This window comes from Chitinophaga jiangningensis (assembly GCF_900142605.1).
In the GTDB taxonomy this organism is placed as follows: Bacteria; Bacteroidota; Bacteroidia; order Chitinophagales; family Chitinophagaceae; genus Chitinophaga; species Chitinophaga jiangningensis.
Genome location: NZ_FRBL01000002.1, coordinates 448565 through 466542 on the forward strand (window position 1 = coordinate 448565; position 17978 = coordinate 466542).

A 17978-nucleotide genomic window follows, 5' to 3' on the forward strand; every position below is an offset into this window, starting at 1 on the left:
CCAGAAACAGCTGCAGCAGAAAGCCCCCGCCAATGGCGGGGGCTTTCTGCTGCTAAAAAAAGTTAGGCAGGTATTAGCACTCGCTCAGGCTGATCGGGATATTTACTGCCAGACCGCCATCAGAGGTTTCCTTATATTTCGAGTTCATGTCGAGTGCCGTTTCCCACATGGTTTTCACGACAGCATCCAGGGATACTTTTGCCAGTTCCGGATTGCTTTGCAGGGCCAGTTGGGAAGCCGTAATGGCTTTGATAGCTCCCATGGTGTTACGTTCAATACATGGTACCTGAACCAGGCCGCCGATAGGATCGCAGGTGAGGCCGAGGTGGTGTTCCATGGCTATTTCTGCGGCCATTAACACCTGGCGCTGTGAGCCACCCAGACACTCTGTCAGGGCTGCGGCCGCCATTGCGGAAGATACCCCGATTTCTGCCTGACAACCGCCCATGGCAGCTGAAATAGTTGAGCGTTTTTTGAAGATACTTCCGATTTCAGAAGCGGTGAGCAGGAACTGCAGAATTTTATCTTCGTGCAGGCCGTCGCAGAAGGCGATGAAGTACTGGAGTACAGCAGGGATCACGCCTGCGGCACCATTGGTAGGTGCTGTAACTACGCGGCCGAAGGAGGCATTTTCTTCGTTTACGGCCAGGGCGAAACAGCTTACCCAGTCGAGTGTATAGGTGAAATGTTCTCCACCAGCGCGGATAGCTTCAATCCAGGAAGCGTAATCCGTATAGGTGCGGCCTTTCAGTAATTTTTTGTTGAGGGCGGCAGCGCGGCGGGCTACCTTGAGGCCACCTGGCAATTCGCCGGTGGTATGGCATCCGCGGTAGGTGCATTCCTGCATCACGCGCCAGATGTTGAGTACGCCGGCACGTGTTTCTGCTTCCGGGCGCCAGGCATGTTCATTTTCCATTACCAGTTCGGAAATGCTGTAACCTGTTTTGATGCACCATTGCAGCAACTGGCGGGCCGTATCGATGGGAAATGGTAAGTCTACCTGGTTGGCACTGCTGCCGTTTTCTCCTTCCTGCACTACGAAACCGCCACCAATGGAATAATAGGTAGCTGCGCGTTGTTCACCGTCGTTAAACGTAACGAGGAAGGTGAGCGCATTGGGGTGGAAGGGCAGTGATTCTTCGAAGAGGAAAGTAACATCTTCCATCGGGTCGAAGTCAATTTCATATTTACCGGCCACCGTCATTTTACGGTTACGGCGGATGGCATCGATTTTAGGAGTGATCTGGTTTACATCGAAGGTAACGGGATCATCGCCGCAGAGGCCCAGCAAAACGGCTATATCCGTACCGTGACCGTGACCGGTTTTCGCTAGAGAGCCGTAGAGCAGCACCTGCAGGCGGGATACGGCGGACAGGCGGCCGGCAGCTTCCAGGTCATGCAAAAAACGCAGCGCAGCGCGCCATGGGCCTAAGGTATGGGAGCTTGAAGGGCCAACGCCAATCTTAAAGATATCGAATACTGAAATACATTCGTGTGCCACTAATTTGTTTTTATTTATCTGTAAAATTACGGCAACTTAGGCAGATAAAATGAATGTGTTTTTGCGGGATGATTTGTACTGCCGACCACGGAGGCGCGCAGCGAAGATGTTAATTCCAACGCAAAATTCCGGGATACTTGTCAAGCCCTGTATTAAACCAAAGGCGCGGCTCGTTATTTGTTTCAAATGCTCAAATCCTCCGCCTAATATGAACTTTACCAAATCCCTGTTTACGGCTACTGCAGTATTAGTAGCATCACTTAGTACACAACAGACCATGGCCCAGCAGGCCCTTACCCCACAGCAGGAAGAAAACCTGGCTGCCTTTGCGAAAATGTATGGGTATATCCGGTACTTTCATCCCTCGGATGAAGCCAGCAGTATCTCCTGGGAGAATTTTGCCAACTACGGCAGCCTGGAGGTGATGAAAGCTGGGAATACGCAGGAACTGGTGACTACACTCAACCGCCTGTTCAATCCTATTGCGCCTGCTGCCGTCATTTACAGCGGGCAGGAGCCTTCACTGCCATCTATTACACCTCCGGATAAAGCAGGTTATCGAACCATTGCCTGGCAACACGAAGGCGTGGGTATTCTTAACAGCAGGAACAAGGGCGGTATTTACAAAAGTCAACGGGTGAATCGGCCGGTGGAAGCATTAACCGCAAATCAGGGATGGTGCATGGTAATGCAAACGATAGATGCTAATGCTTACCGGGATTGCGAGTTCAGGTATTCAGGCCGTATGAAAGTACTTTCTGACAATGCGTGTAAAGGGCAGCTTTGGTTTAGGGTAGACAACCCATCACGGACCGGCTTTTTCGATAATATGAATAGTCGCCCGGTGGTTTCCGACCAATGGCAAACCTACACCATCAGCGGCCGAATCAACAAAGACGCTGATAACCTGGCCTTTGGTGCCATGATAATCAATGATGGTAAGGTACTGGTGGATGATATAAAGCTGGAAGTGAAGAAAGGTGATAACTGGGTGGAAGTGCCTGTCCCGAACGGCGACTTTGAAGAATATAGTAACAATCAGCCAGGAAAGTGGCAGGCAGGAAAGCAACTGGATGGCTATAACTATCAGACGGAGAGGGCGGATGTGAGCAGCGGTAAAGCAGCGTTGGTGTTTTCATCTCCCAAAAAAATCATTAATACTACGCGGGCCAAACCTTTATATGACGGCTATCCCGGGCCCGGTGAATATACCCGTGTACAGTTAAGTGCAGCTATTAATTGTGCATTTCCCCTGACGCTGTATGGTACGGACTTGCATACTTACCCCGCCGGCGATTCCATCTCCCTGAAAAAACTGCAACAGGAACTGAATACCACGTACAGTAAGGGACAAACGGCAGATCTGCCAGGCATCAGGTTTTCTGCAGTAGTGATTACCTGGAATATATTCAAGCACTTTTTTGCCTATTGGGAAGATGCCAGTGCTACGCCGGAACAAATACTGCGGAATAGCTTAAAGTCTGCTGCTACCGACAAATCCGGGGATGATTTCATGATAACGCTTCGAAAGATGCTGGCGCCTTTAAACGACGGACATATCTGGGTATACGGAGGTGGCATGCCCGGGAAAACCCCTGTAGGAGTAGTGTTAGCATTTGCCGAAGGAAAAGCGGTGATAGCTAAACTAATAGACACCACGCTGGCGGACCGGCTTATGCCTGGGGATATAATCACACACGTGGACGGGGAACCTGTGGACAGCGTGGTCACCAGGCTGACGGCCCTTTTCAGTGGCTCCAGACAATTAAATGAAAAGCGGGCAGCGGAGCTGCTACTTTCCGGAGTGCCGGAGAGTGCTGTTAAGCTTGATTTACTCAGGAATAACACCTCATTAACGGCAACGGTTACACGCAGTACAACACCTCAGGCTTACAGTGCAGCCACCAGAAAAACATACCCTATGGGCTGGATAAAACCAGGTGTGTATTACATCAACCTGGATCAGGAACCGCTGGATTCTATAAACCCGCATCTGCATGAAATAGCCGGGGCCAAAGCGTTGGTATGTGATCTGCGGGGATACCCAAACAGCAATCACGAGCTGCTCCGGCATATGCTGACAAAGAAGGAAAAGCGCAACTGGATGTATGTACCGCGGATTACGAAGCCTGACCAGGCTGAAGTGACGTACCGTGCGCTGGGCTGGAATCTTACGCCTTTGAAGCCGCATATTAGCGGGAAGGTATTTTTCCTGACAGATGGCGGGGCCATTAGTTATGCAGAAAGCTATTTAGGGTACGTGAAGGATGAAAAGCTGGGTACTATTATTGGCGGGGCAACAGCTGGTACAAATGGCAACATTAACACGGTGGCTTTGCCTGGTGGATTTATGTTCTCCTTTACCGGTATGCTGGTTAAAAATCATGATGGGAGCAAGCACCATTTGAAGGGGATAGTCCCTGATGTACCGGTATCTCCTACGGTTGCTGGTTTGGCAGCTGGCCGGGATGAGGTATTGGATAAGGCTTTGGAGCTGGCAGAAAAATAAAAATAAAGCCTCCGGTAACTGGTTACCGGAGGCTTTTTATGTTAGCAAGGTAAGGATTAGTTACCTACGGAAAAGTCGAAAAGCTTGATATCGAAGATCAGCACGGAATTGGCTGGAATTTTTGGTTGACTTTGATTGCCATATGCCAGGTAAGAAGGGATATAAAGTCTTGCAGTACCTCCTTTTCTCACATAACGAAGACCGATATACCATCCCGGAATTAGTCTGTTCATCTGTAATTGCAAATCGAAGTTAGTGGAGTCGGAGCCGTCAAATTTTGCACCCAGTTGTGTACCGTTCATTAAGTATCCTGCGTAACCAACGGTTGGGTAGCTGGTCCATCTGATGGTATCGTTACCAGTGCCCTGTTGCTTGATTTCAATTACAACTCCTGTAGTGTCTTTGATAACATTAGTGATATTATTGGCGGTCAGATATGCTGCGATCTTGGTGGAATCGATTACATATTGTGCGCGCTGATCATAATTATCTTCCTGACTATCTTTTTTACATGCGGTGAGGATGCCAATAATGGCCAGTCCCAGGATCAGAATTTTCTTCATCTTAGTTTGTTTGCTCGGTTTTATTGGTATTGAAAATATGAAATCTTACTTAATATCTACGAGTTCTACTTCGGAGACGAGAATAGCGTTGGGTGGTATGTTCTGGGTGGGCACGCCAACGGACCCAAACGCCAGTTCAGGAGGGATGTACATACGGATGCGGCCGCCTTTAGAGATTTTGCGCAGGCCTATCTGCCAGCCGGCAATATGATTTTTCAGCGACATGTTATCGAAGTCGGTAGGCCCAAAAGAGCTGGCCACCACGCTTCCATTCAGCAGCTGATAGGAATATGAAACGATGGGTATGGAATTAGGGGTCAGGTAATGGATGGAATCACCCGGTTTAAGGATGATGTAATATAATCCTGACGGGTCTCTGTAGGCCGTTTCATTCTTTTGCGTGATAATGCTTCGGATGGTACTATCGGAGGCCCATGCGTCGCGATAAATGGCTTCGAGATTAACGTCATCTCTTTTGGTGCAGCTGGTGCCCAAAGTGATTATAGTAAGGGAAGTTATAAGTAAAAGTAAATATTTCATCCGCGTCTGTAATTTTTCTCTTCTGGCTGTATAAACGGCTGGTGAGGTTGTAAAGTTACAGTATAATAAAATTTAACGGGAAAAGTTTGCCCGGAAATCCCAAAGGACCTGCGGCCCTTTGGGATTTCCGGGTGGAGGGGTGCCGGTGGCACCCCTCCACCCGGAAGAGGTCTTATATCGGGGATGAGAAGCAGGTGCAGGCCTCTAAGCTGACAAAAAAAGCTCTTCCCTCACCGGGAAGAGCTTTTCCAATATGCTGATTATGAATCAGATTAGTAATCCATACCCATACCGTGACCACCTGGCATAGCAGGAGCAGCGGATTTAGGTTCTGGTTTGTCGGCGATAACGCACTCAGTGGTCAGCAGCATACCAGCGATGGATGCAGCGTTTTCCAGGGCGATACGACCTACTTTAGTAGGATCGATTACACCGGCAGCCAGCATTTTTTCGTAAGTCTCGGTGCGGGCGTTGAAACCGAAGTCGCCTTTACCTTCTTTTACTTTCTGCACTACGATAGAACCTTCGATACCGGCGTTAGCGGTGATCTGACGGAGAGGCTCTTCGATAGCGCGTTTAACGATAGCGATACCTGTTTGTTCGTCTTCGTTATCGCCTTTCAGTTTTTCGATGCTTTCGATAGCGCGGATGTAAGCTACACCACCACCTGGAACGATACCTTCTTCAACGGCAGCGCGGGTTGCGTGCAGGGCGTCATCAACGCGGTCTTTTTTCTCTTTCATTTCTACTTCGGTAGCAGCACCTACGTAGAGAACGGCAACACCGCCAGACAGTTTAGCCAGGCGTTCCTGCAGTTTTTCGCGATCGTAATCGGAAGTAGTTACTTCGATTTGCGCTTTAATCTGGCCGATACGAGCCTGGATATCTTTTTTCTGACCACGGCCACCAACGATGGTAGTGTTGTCTTTATCGATGGTTACGGATTCAGCACGACCGAGGTAAGTCAGGTCAGCGTTTTCCAGTTTGTAACCTTGTTCTTCAGAGATAACGATACCGCCAGTCAGCACAGCGATGTCCTGCAGCATATCTTTTCTTCTGTCGCCAAAGCCAGGAGCTTTAACAGCGGCTACTTTCAGGGTACCGCGGAGTTTGTTTACCACCAGGGTAGCCAGTGCTTCACCTTCCAGGTCTTCAGAGATGATAACCAGTGGAGCGCCTTGCTGAGCTACTTTTTCCAGGATGTGCAGGATATCCTTCATGGTGCTGATCTTTTTATCGTAGATCAGGATGTAAGGGTTCTGCAGTTCAGCCTGCATTTTTTCGCTGTTGGTGATGAAGTATGGAGAGAGGTAACCACGGTCGAACTGCATACCTTCTACTACTTCTACAGTAGTGTCAGTACCTTTTGCTTCTTCTACAGTGATAACACCATCTTTGGTAACTTTTTTCATCGCTTCAGCGATCAGTTTACCAATTTCGCTGTCGTTATTAGCGGAGATAGTAGCAACCTGTTCGATTTTTTTGGTATCGTTACCAACTTTTTCAGATTGTTTTTTCAGGTTTTCAACGATGCCTTTCACCGCTTTGTCGATACCGCGTTTCAGGTCCATTGGGTTGGCGCCTGCGGCAACGTTTTTCAGACCTTCGCTGATGATAGCCTGAGCCAGAACGGTTGCAGTGGTGGTACCGTCACCTGCCAGATCTGCAGTTTTAGACGCTACTTCTTTCACCATCTGAGCACCCATGTTTTCGATAGGGTCTTCCAGTTCAATTTCTTTTGCAACGGAAACACCGTCTTTAGTAACAGCCGGAGCACCGAATTTCTTTTCGATTACCACGTTACGGCCTTTAGGACCGAGGGTAACTTTTACTGCATCCGCCAGAACGTCAACGCCTCTTTTCATTTTGTTGCGGGCGTCTATATCGAAGAATATTTGCTTTGCCATGATTCTTTAAAATAATTTTAGAGTTTTGATACAAATTACCGGATATCAGAAGAACAGGGCTTAAACCACAGCCAGGATATCAGATTCACGCATGATTAAGTAGTCACCACCTTCGATGCTGATTTCAGTACCGGAGTATTTACCGTACAGTACTGTATCACCCACCTTAACAGTTACAGGCTCATCTTTTTTGCCAGGACCAGCTGCCACAACAGTACCTTTCTGAGGTTTTTCTTTTGCAGTATCCGGGATGATGATACCACCAGCTGTCTTTTCTTCTGCTGCTGCAGGTTTCACAATTACCCTGTCAGCTAAAGGTTTAATACTTAATTTTTTAGCCATAGTAGTTTTTATTTAAAGAAGTAGTTGAAGTTTTTTAGTGTTGACAAGGCCCACGAGAATTATGCCAAGGGCCAATATGGGTCAAATTTTCAGCCTTTTGGGTGCTTCTGTGCCATTCATACTGACAAATCATCCCCGGGACCAGGAAAAAATGACAGAGCGCCATGCTTTAAGCTGAATTTAACGCCCGTGACAGGTCCGGAATCCGTAAATATCGATTTTTTTCTCTACTTTTGCGCCCTTATACCAGTTCTTTTTTATACGATGATCAGTAGAAGAAATATCCGGGTAAAAGTGATGCAAACACTTTACGCCCTGGAAACGATGGAGCAAAGCAGTATTAAGCCGGGTACGGCTACCAGACTTTTAAACGAAAAGCTGGATCAGACCTGCCAGATCTTTACATATTTACTTTATTCGGTAACGCAGGTAGCGCAATACGCAGAGATTGACGCGGCGGCCCGTGCTTCCAAACATTTGCCTTCCGCAGAAGATCTGCAGGTGAATACTAAAATTGCAGGTAACGAATTCCTTTATCAGATTATTAATGACAAGGGATTTCAGGTAAACCTGGAACAATGGAAGATGAGACACCTGGCAGAAGAGGAGTTGATACGTAAAATGTACAACCTGCTGGTGGCAACCGATACCTACAAAGCCTATATAGCAGATGACCAGCGTAGCAAAGCAGGTGAGAAAGAGATACTGGAGTTCATCTATAAAGAAATACTGGCGAAAAGTGAATTGTTCCAACAGCACCTGGAAGATACCTTTCTGCACTGGGGCGATGATGCAGATATGATGAATATCCTGCTCAGCAACTACTTCAACAAGCCGCACCTGTTCAATTTTATGCAGCTGATCAGCAAGGAGAAACTGGACTATGCCAAAGAACTGCTGCTGACAGTGATCGATAAAAAGGAATACTGCCTGGAGCTGATCAAGCCAAAACTGCAGAACTGGGATCCGGAACGTATTGCTGCCGTGGATATGTTACTGATGGAAATGGGTGTATGTGAATTCCTGTACTTCCCTACCATTCCTACCAAGGTAACTATCAATGAATACATTGACCTGGCAAAAGCATACAGCACGCCACAAAGCGGCCAGTTCATCAACGGTATCCTGGATAATATCCTGAAAGACCTGGAAAAGGAACAGCTGGTAAAAAAACAGGACCGTCCGAAAAAATAACCGGAATAGCTATTTTTACTCAAATTGCATCATCATGAAAGCACTGTTCTATGTCCTTGCCGCAGGTTGCATGGTTATGACTGCCTGTAACGGAAGCGAAGGCCGCAAAGCTGCCGCCATCGACTCCATCAAGCAGAAAACCATCAACAGCAAAGACGTCGCTATTACCTTTGAAGAAAAAACCCATGATTTCGGGGAAATCGTGCAGGGTGAAAAAGTGGAATACTCCTTTAAGTTCACCAATACCGGTAAGGTAGACCTGGTGATTGAAGATGCAATTTCCAGCTGCGGATGCACTGTACCGGAATGGCCTAAAGAACCGTTGAAACCTGGTCAGTCAGCCTATATCAAAGTAATTTTTGACAGTGCCGGTAAAGAAGGTTATACACAAAAAGAGGTAGCACTTAAACTCAACGATGGTGCCGGTTACCATGTAGGTCCCATCATCCGATGCAATATTGTAAAGAAATAATTTTAATAAACTATTAAATCAATTATAGATGAATATGCTGAATGTTTTATTAGCAGCTCCTGCACAAGGCGGTGGTAGCGCGCTCCCACAGATGCTGATCTTTGGTGGTATGATCGTGGTAATGTACTTTTTCATGATCCGCCCTCAGACTAAAAAAGCCAAAATGCAGAAAACGTTTATCGAAAACCTGAAAGAAGGTGATAAAATCGTAAACATTGCTGGTATCCACGGTAAAATCAAAAAGTTCAATGACGATGGTAAAACCCTCGTGATGGAAGTAGCTCCGGGTACTACCCTGACTATCGAACGCTCCACAATCAGCATGGAGTACTCTGCTGCACTGAATGCACCAGCTAACGTAAAAGCGTAATAATCTAACAAACTCATACCAGGAGCCTGTGCAATTTTCTTTGCACAGGCTTTTGTTTTTCCCAATTTTTGCTAACTTGGTCAGGTTATGTTAAAGGTTGGAATCACAGGAGGCATTGGCTCCGGCAAAAGCACTGTCAGCAAGATTTTCGAACTGCTGGGCGTCCCCGTTTACTATGCCGATGATAAGGCTAAAGATATTCTGGTAAGAGATAAAGACCTGGCGGAACAGGTAAAGCAACATTTCGGTGCTGAAATTTATGCAGCCGATGGATCCCTTAACAGAAAACTGCTGGGCAATATTGTTTTTAATGATAAAGACAAACTGGCATTGCTCAACTCCCTCGTTCATCCTGCCACTATCCGGGATTCGGATAAATGGGCAGCCGAACAACAAACACCTTACGTACTGAAGGAAGCGGCCCTGTTGTTTGAAACAGAATCGTTCCACCACCTCGACAAAATCATAGGAGTTAGTGCTCCGCAGCCATTACGCCTGCTCCGTGTCATGAAACGCGATAATGTATCCCGCAACGATGTACTGGCAAGAATGCATAAGCAGATCGATGAAACGATTAAGATGCGTTTAAGCGATTACGTGATTTATAATGATGAGCAGCACATGGTAATTCCGCAGGTACTGGCACTGCATCAGACGTTGCTGGAGCTGGCGGGGCAAAAAGCCTGACCATACGGATCATTTACCTACCTTTGCTAAAAATTCAGACAAATGGAGGCAGGTTTTAATGTAGCATTGCAGTTTACTCCTGCAGCGCAGGCAATGGTAAAGGAGCTGCTTAGTTCAATTGCTACAGCCCCTTATCTGCGTGTAGGCGTCAAAGGGGGCGGTTGTTCCGGGATGGGCTATATGATAGGATTTGATGAAAAGGCAGCGGATGATATTCAGTTGGATATCGGGGGTATTCCGGTGATTATGAAAAAGGCACATACCATGTACCTGGCCGGAATGCAGATTGATTATCAGCAACAAGAGGATAGCAGCGGGTTTGTGTTTAGTGCTCCGCAATAACATTCATTTGAGTTTATAAAGAGATAAAAGGCTGACCGGCAGGTTGGCCTTTTTTATTTTGGAGAAGGAGTTGCTGAGACCTTCGGTCTCAGCGGGATGGGTGCCGCGCTCCGCGCGGCCGCGGCGAACAATAAAGACAGTAAAAAAAAGGCTGGCTCAATTGAGCCAGCCTTATATATTATCAAACATTTTTCCAGTTAAGCTTACTTAGCAGCTACTTCTTTTTTAGCAGCTACTGCCTCGCTTTCGTTGGACAGTTGGTTGTGCTTGTCGAAGTCAACCAGTACCGGTGCCGCTACGAAGATAGAGGAGTAAGTACCGGTGATCACACCTACGAGCATTGCGAATGCAAAGCCGCGGGTTACTTCACCACCGAACACGAACAGGATCAGGATGGTCAGGAATACAGTGAGTGATGTCATTACTGTACGGCTGAGGGTATCATTGATCGCTTTATTGATAACGGTATCACGGTCTTTACCATGTGCACCGGTACGGAAGTATTCGCGGATACGGTCGAACACGATCACGGTATCGTTCATGGAGAAACCGATAACGGTGAGGATCGCAGCGATGAAGTGCTGGTCAATTTCCAGTGTGAACGGTACGAAGCTTCTGCACCAGGAGAATACTGCCAGGGTAACCAGTACGTCGTGCAGCAGGGAGAAGATGGTACCCACTGAATACTGCCATTTGCTGAAGCGCAGCAGGATGTACAGGAAGATCACCACGATCGACAGGATAGTAGCTTTGATCGCACCTGAACGGAGGTCATCGGAGATGGTTGGAGAAACTGTCTGAGAGCCTACAATGTAACGGTTCACAAATGCATCTTCCGTTACTGACGCGTCATAGAATTTCTGCAGACCATGGAATAGTTTGGAAGTAACTTCTTTATCCACTTCCAGGCTCTGCTCTTCGATTTTGTAAGCAGTAGTGATGTTCAGCTGGTTGGTGTTACCAATTGTTTTCACGTAAGGCTCAGAACCAAACTCAGTGTGCAGGGCTTCTCTTACCTCATCGGATTTCATCGGGTGTTCGAAACGTACGGTGAAGCTACGGCCACCGGAGAAGTCGATACCATGATCAAAACCATGGAAGAAGGAAGATACACCTGCCACCATTACAATAGCAGAGATGATGTATGCATATTTACGTTTGCCTACGAAGTCGAAAGCAGCGTGTTTAAATACTTTACGGGAAATTGGTGTGAAGTATTCGAAGTGACGTTTTTTCTTCATCCAGAAATCAGTCACCATACGGGAAACCAGGATACCGCAGAACAGGGACAACAGGAGACCGATGATCTGGGTGGTAGCGAAGCCCAGTACAGGACCAAGACCGAAGTAGAACAGGATACAGGCAGTGAGCAGGGAGGTAACGTGACCGTCCAGCACCGGAGCGAGGGAACGTTTGTAACCTTTCTCTACCGCGTCTGCGTATGACAGTCCGTGGGTGAGTTCATCCTTGATTCTTTCGAAGATGATTACGTTCGTATCTACCGCCATACCGATGGTGAGTACCAGACCGGCGATACCGGCCATGGTGAGGGTAGCACCGAGGGAAGCGAGGATACCGAAGGTAAACAGCAGGTTGAGGATCAGCGCGATGTTAGCTACCCAACCGGCAGTGTTATAATATACCAGCATCAGTACGAAGATGATGGCAAAAGAGATCAGGAAGGATTTAGCACCTGCGGCGATGGATTCAGCACCGAGGGTAGGTCCAACGATCTGCTCCTGAACGATTTTCGCAGGGGCTGGCATTTTACCTGATTTCAGGATGTTTGCCAGGTCACCTGCTTCTTCCGGCGTAAAGCTACCGGTGATAGAAGAACGACCACCAGAGATTTCGCCCTGAATAGAAGGAGCGGAGTAAACGATGTTATCCAGTACTACTGCAACATAGTTGAAGGTATATGGATCTTTTGGATTAGCAGGAGCCAGTTCACCGGTGAGTTTTCTCCACTCGTGAGCACCCTGGTTGTCCATGGTCATGCTGATTTCAGGCTGGTTATTCTGATCAACGTCCTGGTGAGCTTCGATTACTCTTTCGCCACCAACGCGTGGAGCAGGGTTAGCAGGGTTTACTTTCAGGATGTAAACTTCCAGCGGACCGTGTTTATCAGTTTTGTTTTCCGGACCAAATGCGAAAACCGCATCTTTAGGCAGAACGGCCTGTACGCCAGGCAGTGCCAGGTAACGACGGAAGGTAGCGGTATCTTTTGGCAGCATCATACCCACGGAAGGACCAGGGATGATAGAGCCGGATTGTTGATCGTAGCGAGGGAACAGCACAGCGAACAGTGGATTCTGTTTCTGTTGTTCACGCATCAGTTTTTCCTGGGAAGCGAGACCAGTGTCAGCTTTGGCTTTACCGCTGTCTTTCGCGAGGTAGTCGCTCAGGCTGCCGGTTTTTGCAGAATCAGCCGGTGCACTTGCAACAGCAGCAGAATCTTTTACAGCTGCGGCGGAAGTGTCTTTAGCTGCAGGAGCATCTCCCTGTGCCAGTCTGATGGCATCGTTCATTGGGGAGAGGATGTTCTGCAGTACTTCAGGACTGTTTTTGTAAACTTCTCTGAATTCCAGGTTAGCAGTAGCCTGCAGGTATTTACGAACGCGTTCAGCGTTGTCAACACCGGCCAGTTCTACGGAGATCAGACCTTTATTTTCGTCCAGGCTAATGTTTGGCTGAGCCACACCGAATTTATCGATACGTTTCTGCAGTACGATATAGGTGTTTTTGATGGCTGCCTTAGATTCTCTGCGAATCATATCCAGCACCTGCTGGTTGGAAGAGTTAAAGTTGATGTCTTTCTGGTATGCATTTGCGAAGATGTTCGCCAATTTGCCCTGGGGAGCAACTTCCGCATAAGTTTGTCCGAACAAAGTAACAAAGTCGGTCTGGCTGGTTTTCTTTCTTTCCTTAGCCATTTCCAGCGCTCTGTTGAAAGCCGGGTCTTTGGACTGACCGGATAAAGCGCGGACAACGTCTTCAACGCTTACTTCCAGTACTACGTTCATACCACCAACGAGGTCAAGACCGAGGTTCAGTTCTTTTTCTTTAGCCTTGTTGTAGGTTACGTTCCATGGAAACCCTGCAATCTCTTTATTGCTGGTGCTATCCACGATCTCTTGTCTTCTTTGTTTCACAAAGCCTTTAAGTGTGTCGGCGTAGAAACCCTGCAATTGCGTATTTCCAGGATACTTCGTCTCGGCGGAGGGATACTGTTTGGCGATGTCCTTTTCGGCCTGCTGCTCTATCTTCTTCTCAAAGTTCCGCACCAAAAACGTGAAGGACAATTGGTACAAAGAGATAAGGATCAGTGCGATGGCAAAAAATCTTACCAGTCCTTTAAGTTGCATACTATTTGTTTCGGGTTTATAATAAAAAAATTTTAAAGAGTTGCAAAGATAGAATTTAAATTGATATATTAAAGCCCTTTAGAAAATAGGCGCAAATTAGCTACCGGCTTGGGTTTGCTGGACTGTTGGCACATAAATTTTACAAATCTGCGATTCTGGTTTCTACTGGTTTTAATATATTTCCATTGCTTTACAGCACGTTAATACCGACAAATATATGCAAACCCTTCATTATCGCACAACAGATTATTTCCCGGAAAGTTGGTGGAGGAGAAAAAAGGGCATACTGGGCGAGATTTTCAGGCGGGCAGAGCCTTTCCGGTTACAGGTGATTTATACACAAATAGACAGGGATCAGCAGCAGCGCCCCCGGTTCAGAGATTTTCGGTTTCAAACCGGCCCTGGTGTTTACTCCTACCCTGCTTCTACCGTGAAGCTGCCGGCGGCCATACTGGCCCTGGAAAAGCTACGGGACCTTGGCATAGCCGGGCTGGACATGCATACACCTATGTATATCAATCCCTTAGCTGGGATTAACACCGGCGTTCACCAGGACGCGTCGGCTGCCAGCGGCTTGGCTTCCATCTCTCATTATATAAAAAAAATATTTTTAATAAGTGATAATGACGCCTATAACCGGCTCTATGAATTCATTGGGCAGGAGGCTTTTAACCGGCGCCTCTGGGAAAACGGTTATACGGACGTTCAGATCAGGCACCGCCTGGGCCTCCCCCTGCATGAGGAAGACAACCGGCATACGAATGCCATGTATTTTAAGCAGCACGATCGCATACTTTATGAGCAACCGGCGGCCTACAGTGAACTGGACTTTACTTCCCGCCGCGACCTGGCCGGGAAAGCCTGGCGCACTCATAAAGGCAGACTGGAAGAAAGTCCGATGGACTTCTCTATCCGCAACCGGCTTCCCCTGATGCACCTCCACGAAATGATGCGCAGTATTTTTTTTCCGGCGGCTGTAACAAATCAGCAGCGCTACCGTTTAACGGAAGGCGACTATTCATTTTTGTATCGTTGTATGTCGCAATACCCAACAGCGTCGGAGGACCCTGTTTATGATCATCAACAATATCACCAGGCCTATTGTAAGTTCCTGCTGTATGGCGGGAGTCAACAGGCGGTAATCCCCCCGGATATACGGATATTTAATAAACCGGGATGGGCATATGGATTTTTGACGGACACTGCTTATATTGCCGACTTTGGAAATAACATAGAATTCCTCCTGTCAGCCACAGTACATGTCAACCATGACGGAATATTAGGAGAAGATCAGCAGGCCTTTGAAGAAATCGGGAAACCGTTTTTAAAGGCGCTGGGAGAATTGATTTACACGATAGAACTGGAAAGACCGAAGCCAATAATACCCGATCTGAGCCGCTTTCAACCATAGGGCGCAATCGGCAAACCAATTAAACAGCTAAAATTCACACATACTTTAAAAACTGAGAGCAAGATGCTAACTAAGATCAATCGTGTATGGGCTATTGTAGTGCTGATAGCCGCGACTATGGGAATGACTTCCTGTCTGAAGAACAATGTGGATACAACACCGCAGCGTCCTACATTCTGGCTGAATGTGGCTAACCTGTCGACCTATTCCGGAACCATGGACCTGTATGACAACGGTAAAAAAATTACCAACAGCGGTATCTCCGGCTTCTTTACTGAAGTAATCGGCGGGTACAGCGGCCCTCATGAAATGAAGGTAACGCCACTGGGTAAAGATTCTGTACTGGCAACTGCCAGTAGCCAGCTGGACAGCCTGCATTATTATACTTACATGATCTATGGTGGCAATCCTGTGAAAGCGGCCCTGGTAGAATCAAACTTAACTAATTACAGCCCTACCTCTATCAACCTGCGTTTCTACAACCTGTCATCTTCAGTTGGCCCGGTGGATGTTTATATGGGTTCTAAAAAAGTATTTGAGAATGTAGTTTATGCAGATGGTTATTTCCGTCCTGATTTTACCACCTTTACAGATATCACTGAAGGTAACGTAATAACTGTTAAGAAGGCGGGTACTACTGAAGTTGTTGCTACCAACAACAGTCTGAAAATCAGCAGCCTCCAAACCGGTGGTGTATATACTGCTTATGTTACCGGCAACGCTGGCAGCACTGGCAACGATAAACCAAGCACTAACATCATTTACGGCGCCTACTAAGCCTTAAAAAATATTCATTCCTTTGAACGCAGAAGGGGCCGGATTATCGGCCCCTTCTGCGTTTATACAGCACCTCACAATATCTTTCCCTGTGATTTTTCTTTTTTTTGTGTAGGTTTGTCCTGGTCAATCCGATATTAAACTTATGAATCAACTTGCAGAGAGGCTGTCCCGGATTTCCGAGCCTCAAACAATCAAAATGGCCAAGCTCGGACGTGAGCTGAAAGCCCAGGGAATAGACATTGTAGACCTTAGTATTGGAGAACCTGACTTTAATACGCCCGAGCATATCCGCGAGGCCGCCAAAAAGGCGATCGACGAAGGCTTTACCCATTATACCCCGGTAGCCGGTATCGCCGAACTGCGTCAGGCAGTGATCCACAAACTGAAGCGGGATAACGGTCTTGACTACACGCCGGAACAGATTGTAGTGTGCACCGGCGCCAAGCAATGCCTGGCCAACGCTGTACTGGCACTCGTTGACCCGGGAGATGAAGTGATCATTCCTACCCCTTATTGGGTGACCTACTCCGAACAGGTGAAGCTTTGCCAGGGAGAAGTTGTTTTTGTGCCATGCGGTATCGAAAACAATTATAAAATCACCCCTGCCCAGCTGGAAGCCGCTATCACACCTAAAACCAAGCTGTTCATGTTCTCTTCCCCCTGCAATCCTACGGGATCTGTATATTCCAGAGAAGAGCTGGCAGCACTGGCGGAAGTATTCGAAAAACATCCACAGATCTACATCATTTCCGATGAGATCTATGAATATATTAACTACGTTGGTAAACACGAAAGCATTGCCCAGTTTGGCGACCTGAAAAACAGGACCATCCTGATCAATGGACTCAGTAAGGGTTTTGCCATGACCGGCTGGCGCCTCGGCTACCTGGCCGCTCCCCTGGACATTGCAAAAGCATGTGATAAAATCCAGAGCCAGTTTACCTCTGCTACCTGCTCCATCACCCAGCGTGCAGCAGTGACCGCCCTCACCGGCGATCTGAGTTCTGCCACAGCCATGGTCGAAGAATTCAAAAAGCGCCGTGCCTACATTCACGAAGCCCTGAAAGCAATTCCAGGCCTGCAGGTGAATGATCCGGAAGGTGCATTTTATATGTTCCCGAATATCAGCGCTTTCTTTGGCAAATCCTTTGAAGGTCAAACCATTAATAATGCTGACGACCTCTGTATGTACCTGCTGCACCGTGCACACGTATCTACCGTTACCGGCGCCGCATTTGAGCAGCCTAACTGCATCCGCCTGTCCTACGCTACATCCATGGACAAACTGCAGGAAGGCGTTAAACGCATGAAAGAATGGCTGGGCAAGCTTAGCTAGTCCGGTTTTCCACCATAATATCCCTCCTGGTACTATGCCGTTGGCAGAGAACCGGGAGGGAAGGGGGAAAGGGTCCACAGGCCCTTTCCCCCTTCCTATAATATAAAACCCGAATCACTATACATGGATACGCAGAAACTACTGTACATCGTACTCGCCCTGGGCGCTGGTTATATGATTTACAGTACCGCCAAAGACCTGATTAAAAAGAAACCATCCAAAGAGCCGGCGGAACCGGCATCTTCCAATAACAACAACAGCAACAGCAGTACCATATTGCCTTTGCAGCTGCAGGCATATGAGAGAATGGCGCTTTATGTAGAGCGGATATCGCCACAAAGCCTGATTGGCCGCATTTATCAGCAGGGCATGACTACCGTGGATATGCAGCTGGCCATGGTACAGCAGATCAAGGCAGAATACGATCACAACGTTACCCAGCAGATTTATGTATCTGCCCAAACCTGGGATGCCATTAAAACCCTGAAGGAGCAAACCATTTCGGTGATCAACCAGGTGGCAGCCAGTTTGCCGGCGGATGCACCAGCCATGGAGCTGAACAAACAGATCCTGGAGGTATTCGCGGAAGCAGGCGCCTCTCCTTCTGAGCTGGTAGCACAGATCATCAATACCGAAGCAAAAAAACTGATGAAATAATG

At 47.5% G+C, this 17978-nt stretch carries 16 protein-coding genes; 10 read left to right on the forward strand and 6 right to left on the reverse strand.

The window, feature by feature from the left end; translation table 11 throughout:
• Nucleotides 1-73: 73 nt before the first annotated feature.
• A complete protein-coding gene (locus BUB18_RS06395) occupies nt 74-1501 on the reverse strand; it encodes an L-serine ammonia-lyase (RefSeq protein WP_073079170.1) in 1428 nt (475 codons plus the stop codon).
• A gap of 208 nt (nt 1502-1709) precedes the next feature.
• Here BUB18_RS06395 and BUB18_RS06400 point away from each other — a divergent pair, with 208 nt between their 5' ends.
• Nucleotides 1710-4010, forward strand: a complete 2301-nt coding sequence (locus BUB18_RS06400; protein WP_073079172.1) for a S41 family peptidase — start codon at nt 1710-1712, stop codon at nt 4008-4010.
• A gap of 56 nt (nt 4011-4066) precedes the next feature.
• Here the strand turns inward: BUB18_RS06400 and BUB18_RS06405 are convergent, their stop codons facing one another.
• From BUB18_RS06405 to BUB18_RS06420, 4 genes are all read right to left on the reverse strand, one after another.
• A complete protein-coding gene (locus BUB18_RS06405) occupies nt 4067-4573 on the reverse strand; it encodes an FKBP-type peptidyl-prolyl cis-trans isomerase (RefSeq protein ID WP_083549437.1) in 507 nt (168 codons plus the stop codon).
• A gap of 45 nt (nt 4574-4618) precedes the next feature.
• Nucleotides 4619-5113 carry an FKBP-type peptidyl-prolyl cis-trans isomerase gene (locus BUB18_RS06410; protein ID WP_073079173.1) on the reverse strand — a complete coding sequence of 165 codons (495 nt, stop codon included), beginning with the start codon at nt 5111-5113 and terminating at the stop codon, nt 4619-4621.
• 272 nt (nt 5114-5385) lie between these two features.
• Nucleotides 5386-7020 carry a chaperonin GroEL gene (groL, locus tag BUB18_RS06415; RefSeq protein ID WP_073079174.1) on the reverse strand — a complete coding sequence of 545 codons (1635 nt, stop codon included), beginning with the start codon at nt 7018-7020 and terminating at the stop codon, nt 5386-5388.
• Nucleotides 7021-7080: 60 nt separating this feature from the next.
• Entirely contained in the window at nt 7081-7362 is a 282-nt protein-coding gene (locus BUB18_RS06420) for a co-chaperone GroES (RefSeq protein ID WP_073079175.1), read from the reverse strand.
• Between the two features lie 264 nt (nt 7363-7626).
• On the opposite strand from BUB18_RS06420, the gene nusB reads away from it, so the two are divergent.
• The 5 genes from nusB to BUB18_RS06445 all read left to right on the forward strand — a co-directional run bounded on the left by nusB (nt 7627) and on the right by BUB18_RS06445 (nt 10427).
• The gene (nusB, locus tag BUB18_RS06425; RefSeq protein WP_073079176.1) at nt 7627-8556 is read left to right on the forward strand and encodes a transcription antitermination factor NusB; all 930 of its coding nucleotides are present in this window, start codon (nt 7627-7629) and stop codon (nt 8554-8556) included.
• 34 nt (nt 8557-8590) lie between these two features.
• Nucleotides 8591-9028, forward strand: a complete 438-nt coding sequence (locus BUB18_RS06430; protein WP_073079177.1) for a DUF1573 domain-containing protein — start codon at nt 8591-8593, stop codon at nt 9026-9028.
• Between the two features lie 28 nt (nt 9029-9056).
• Nucleotides 9057-9398 (forward strand): preprotein translocase subunit YajC, encoded by a 342-nt coding sequence (gene yajC / locus BUB18_RS06435; RefSeq protein WP_245805618.1) that lies wholly within the window; start codon nt 9057-9059, stop codon nt 9396-9398.
• An 87-nt stretch (nt 9399-9485) separates the two neighbouring features.
• Nucleotides 9486-10085, forward strand: a complete 600-nt coding sequence (gene coaE / locus BUB18_RS06440) for a dephospho-CoA kinase (protein ID WP_073079178.1) — start codon at nt 9486-9488, stop codon at nt 10083-10085.
• Between the two features lie 42 nt (nt 10086-10127).
• Nucleotides 10128-10427, forward strand: coding sequence for a HesB/IscA family protein (locus BUB18_RS06445; RefSeq protein WP_073079179.1), 300 nt, complete (start codon nt 10128-10130; stop codon nt 10425-10427).
• Nucleotides 10428-10630: 203 nt separating this feature from the next.
• On the opposite strand, the gene secDF is transcribed toward BUB18_RS06445, so the two are convergent.
• Nucleotides 10631-13792, reverse strand: coding sequence for a protein translocase subunit SecDF (gene secDF / locus BUB18_RS06450; protein ID WP_073079180.1), 3162 nt, complete (start codon nt 13790-13792; stop codon nt 10631-10633).
• Between the two features lie 217 nt (nt 13793-14009).
• Between secDF and BUB18_RS06455 the strand changes: the two genes are divergently transcribed.
• The 4 genes from BUB18_RS06455 (at nt 14010) to BUB18_RS06470 (ending at nt 17976) form a co-directional block, all read left to right on the forward strand.
• Nucleotides 14010-15203: a serine hydrolase gene (locus BUB18_RS06455; protein ID WP_083549440.1), complete on the forward strand. Its 1194-nt coding sequence runs from the start codon at nt 14010-14012 to the stop codon at nt 15201-15203.
• A 63-nt stretch (nt 15204-15266) separates the two neighbouring features.
• On the forward strand, nt 15267-15980 hold the full coding sequence (locus BUB18_RS06460; protein ID WP_073079181.1) for a DUF4397 domain-containing protein: 714 nt from the start codon (nt 15267-15269) through the stop codon (nt 15978-15980).
• A gap of 199 nt (nt 15981-16179) precedes the next feature.
• Nucleotides 16180-17319 (forward strand): pyridoxal phosphate-dependent aminotransferase, encoded by a 1140-nt coding sequence (locus tag BUB18_RS06465; protein ID WP_245805619.1) that lies wholly within the window; start codon nt 16180-16182, stop codon nt 17317-17319.
• Nucleotides 17320-17442: 123 nt separating this feature from the next.
• Entirely contained in the window at nt 17443-17976 is a 534-nt protein-coding gene (locus BUB18_RS06470) for a DUF7935 family protein (protein WP_073079183.1), read from the forward strand.
• The last annotated feature ends 2 nt before the right edge of the window (nt 17977-17978 follow it).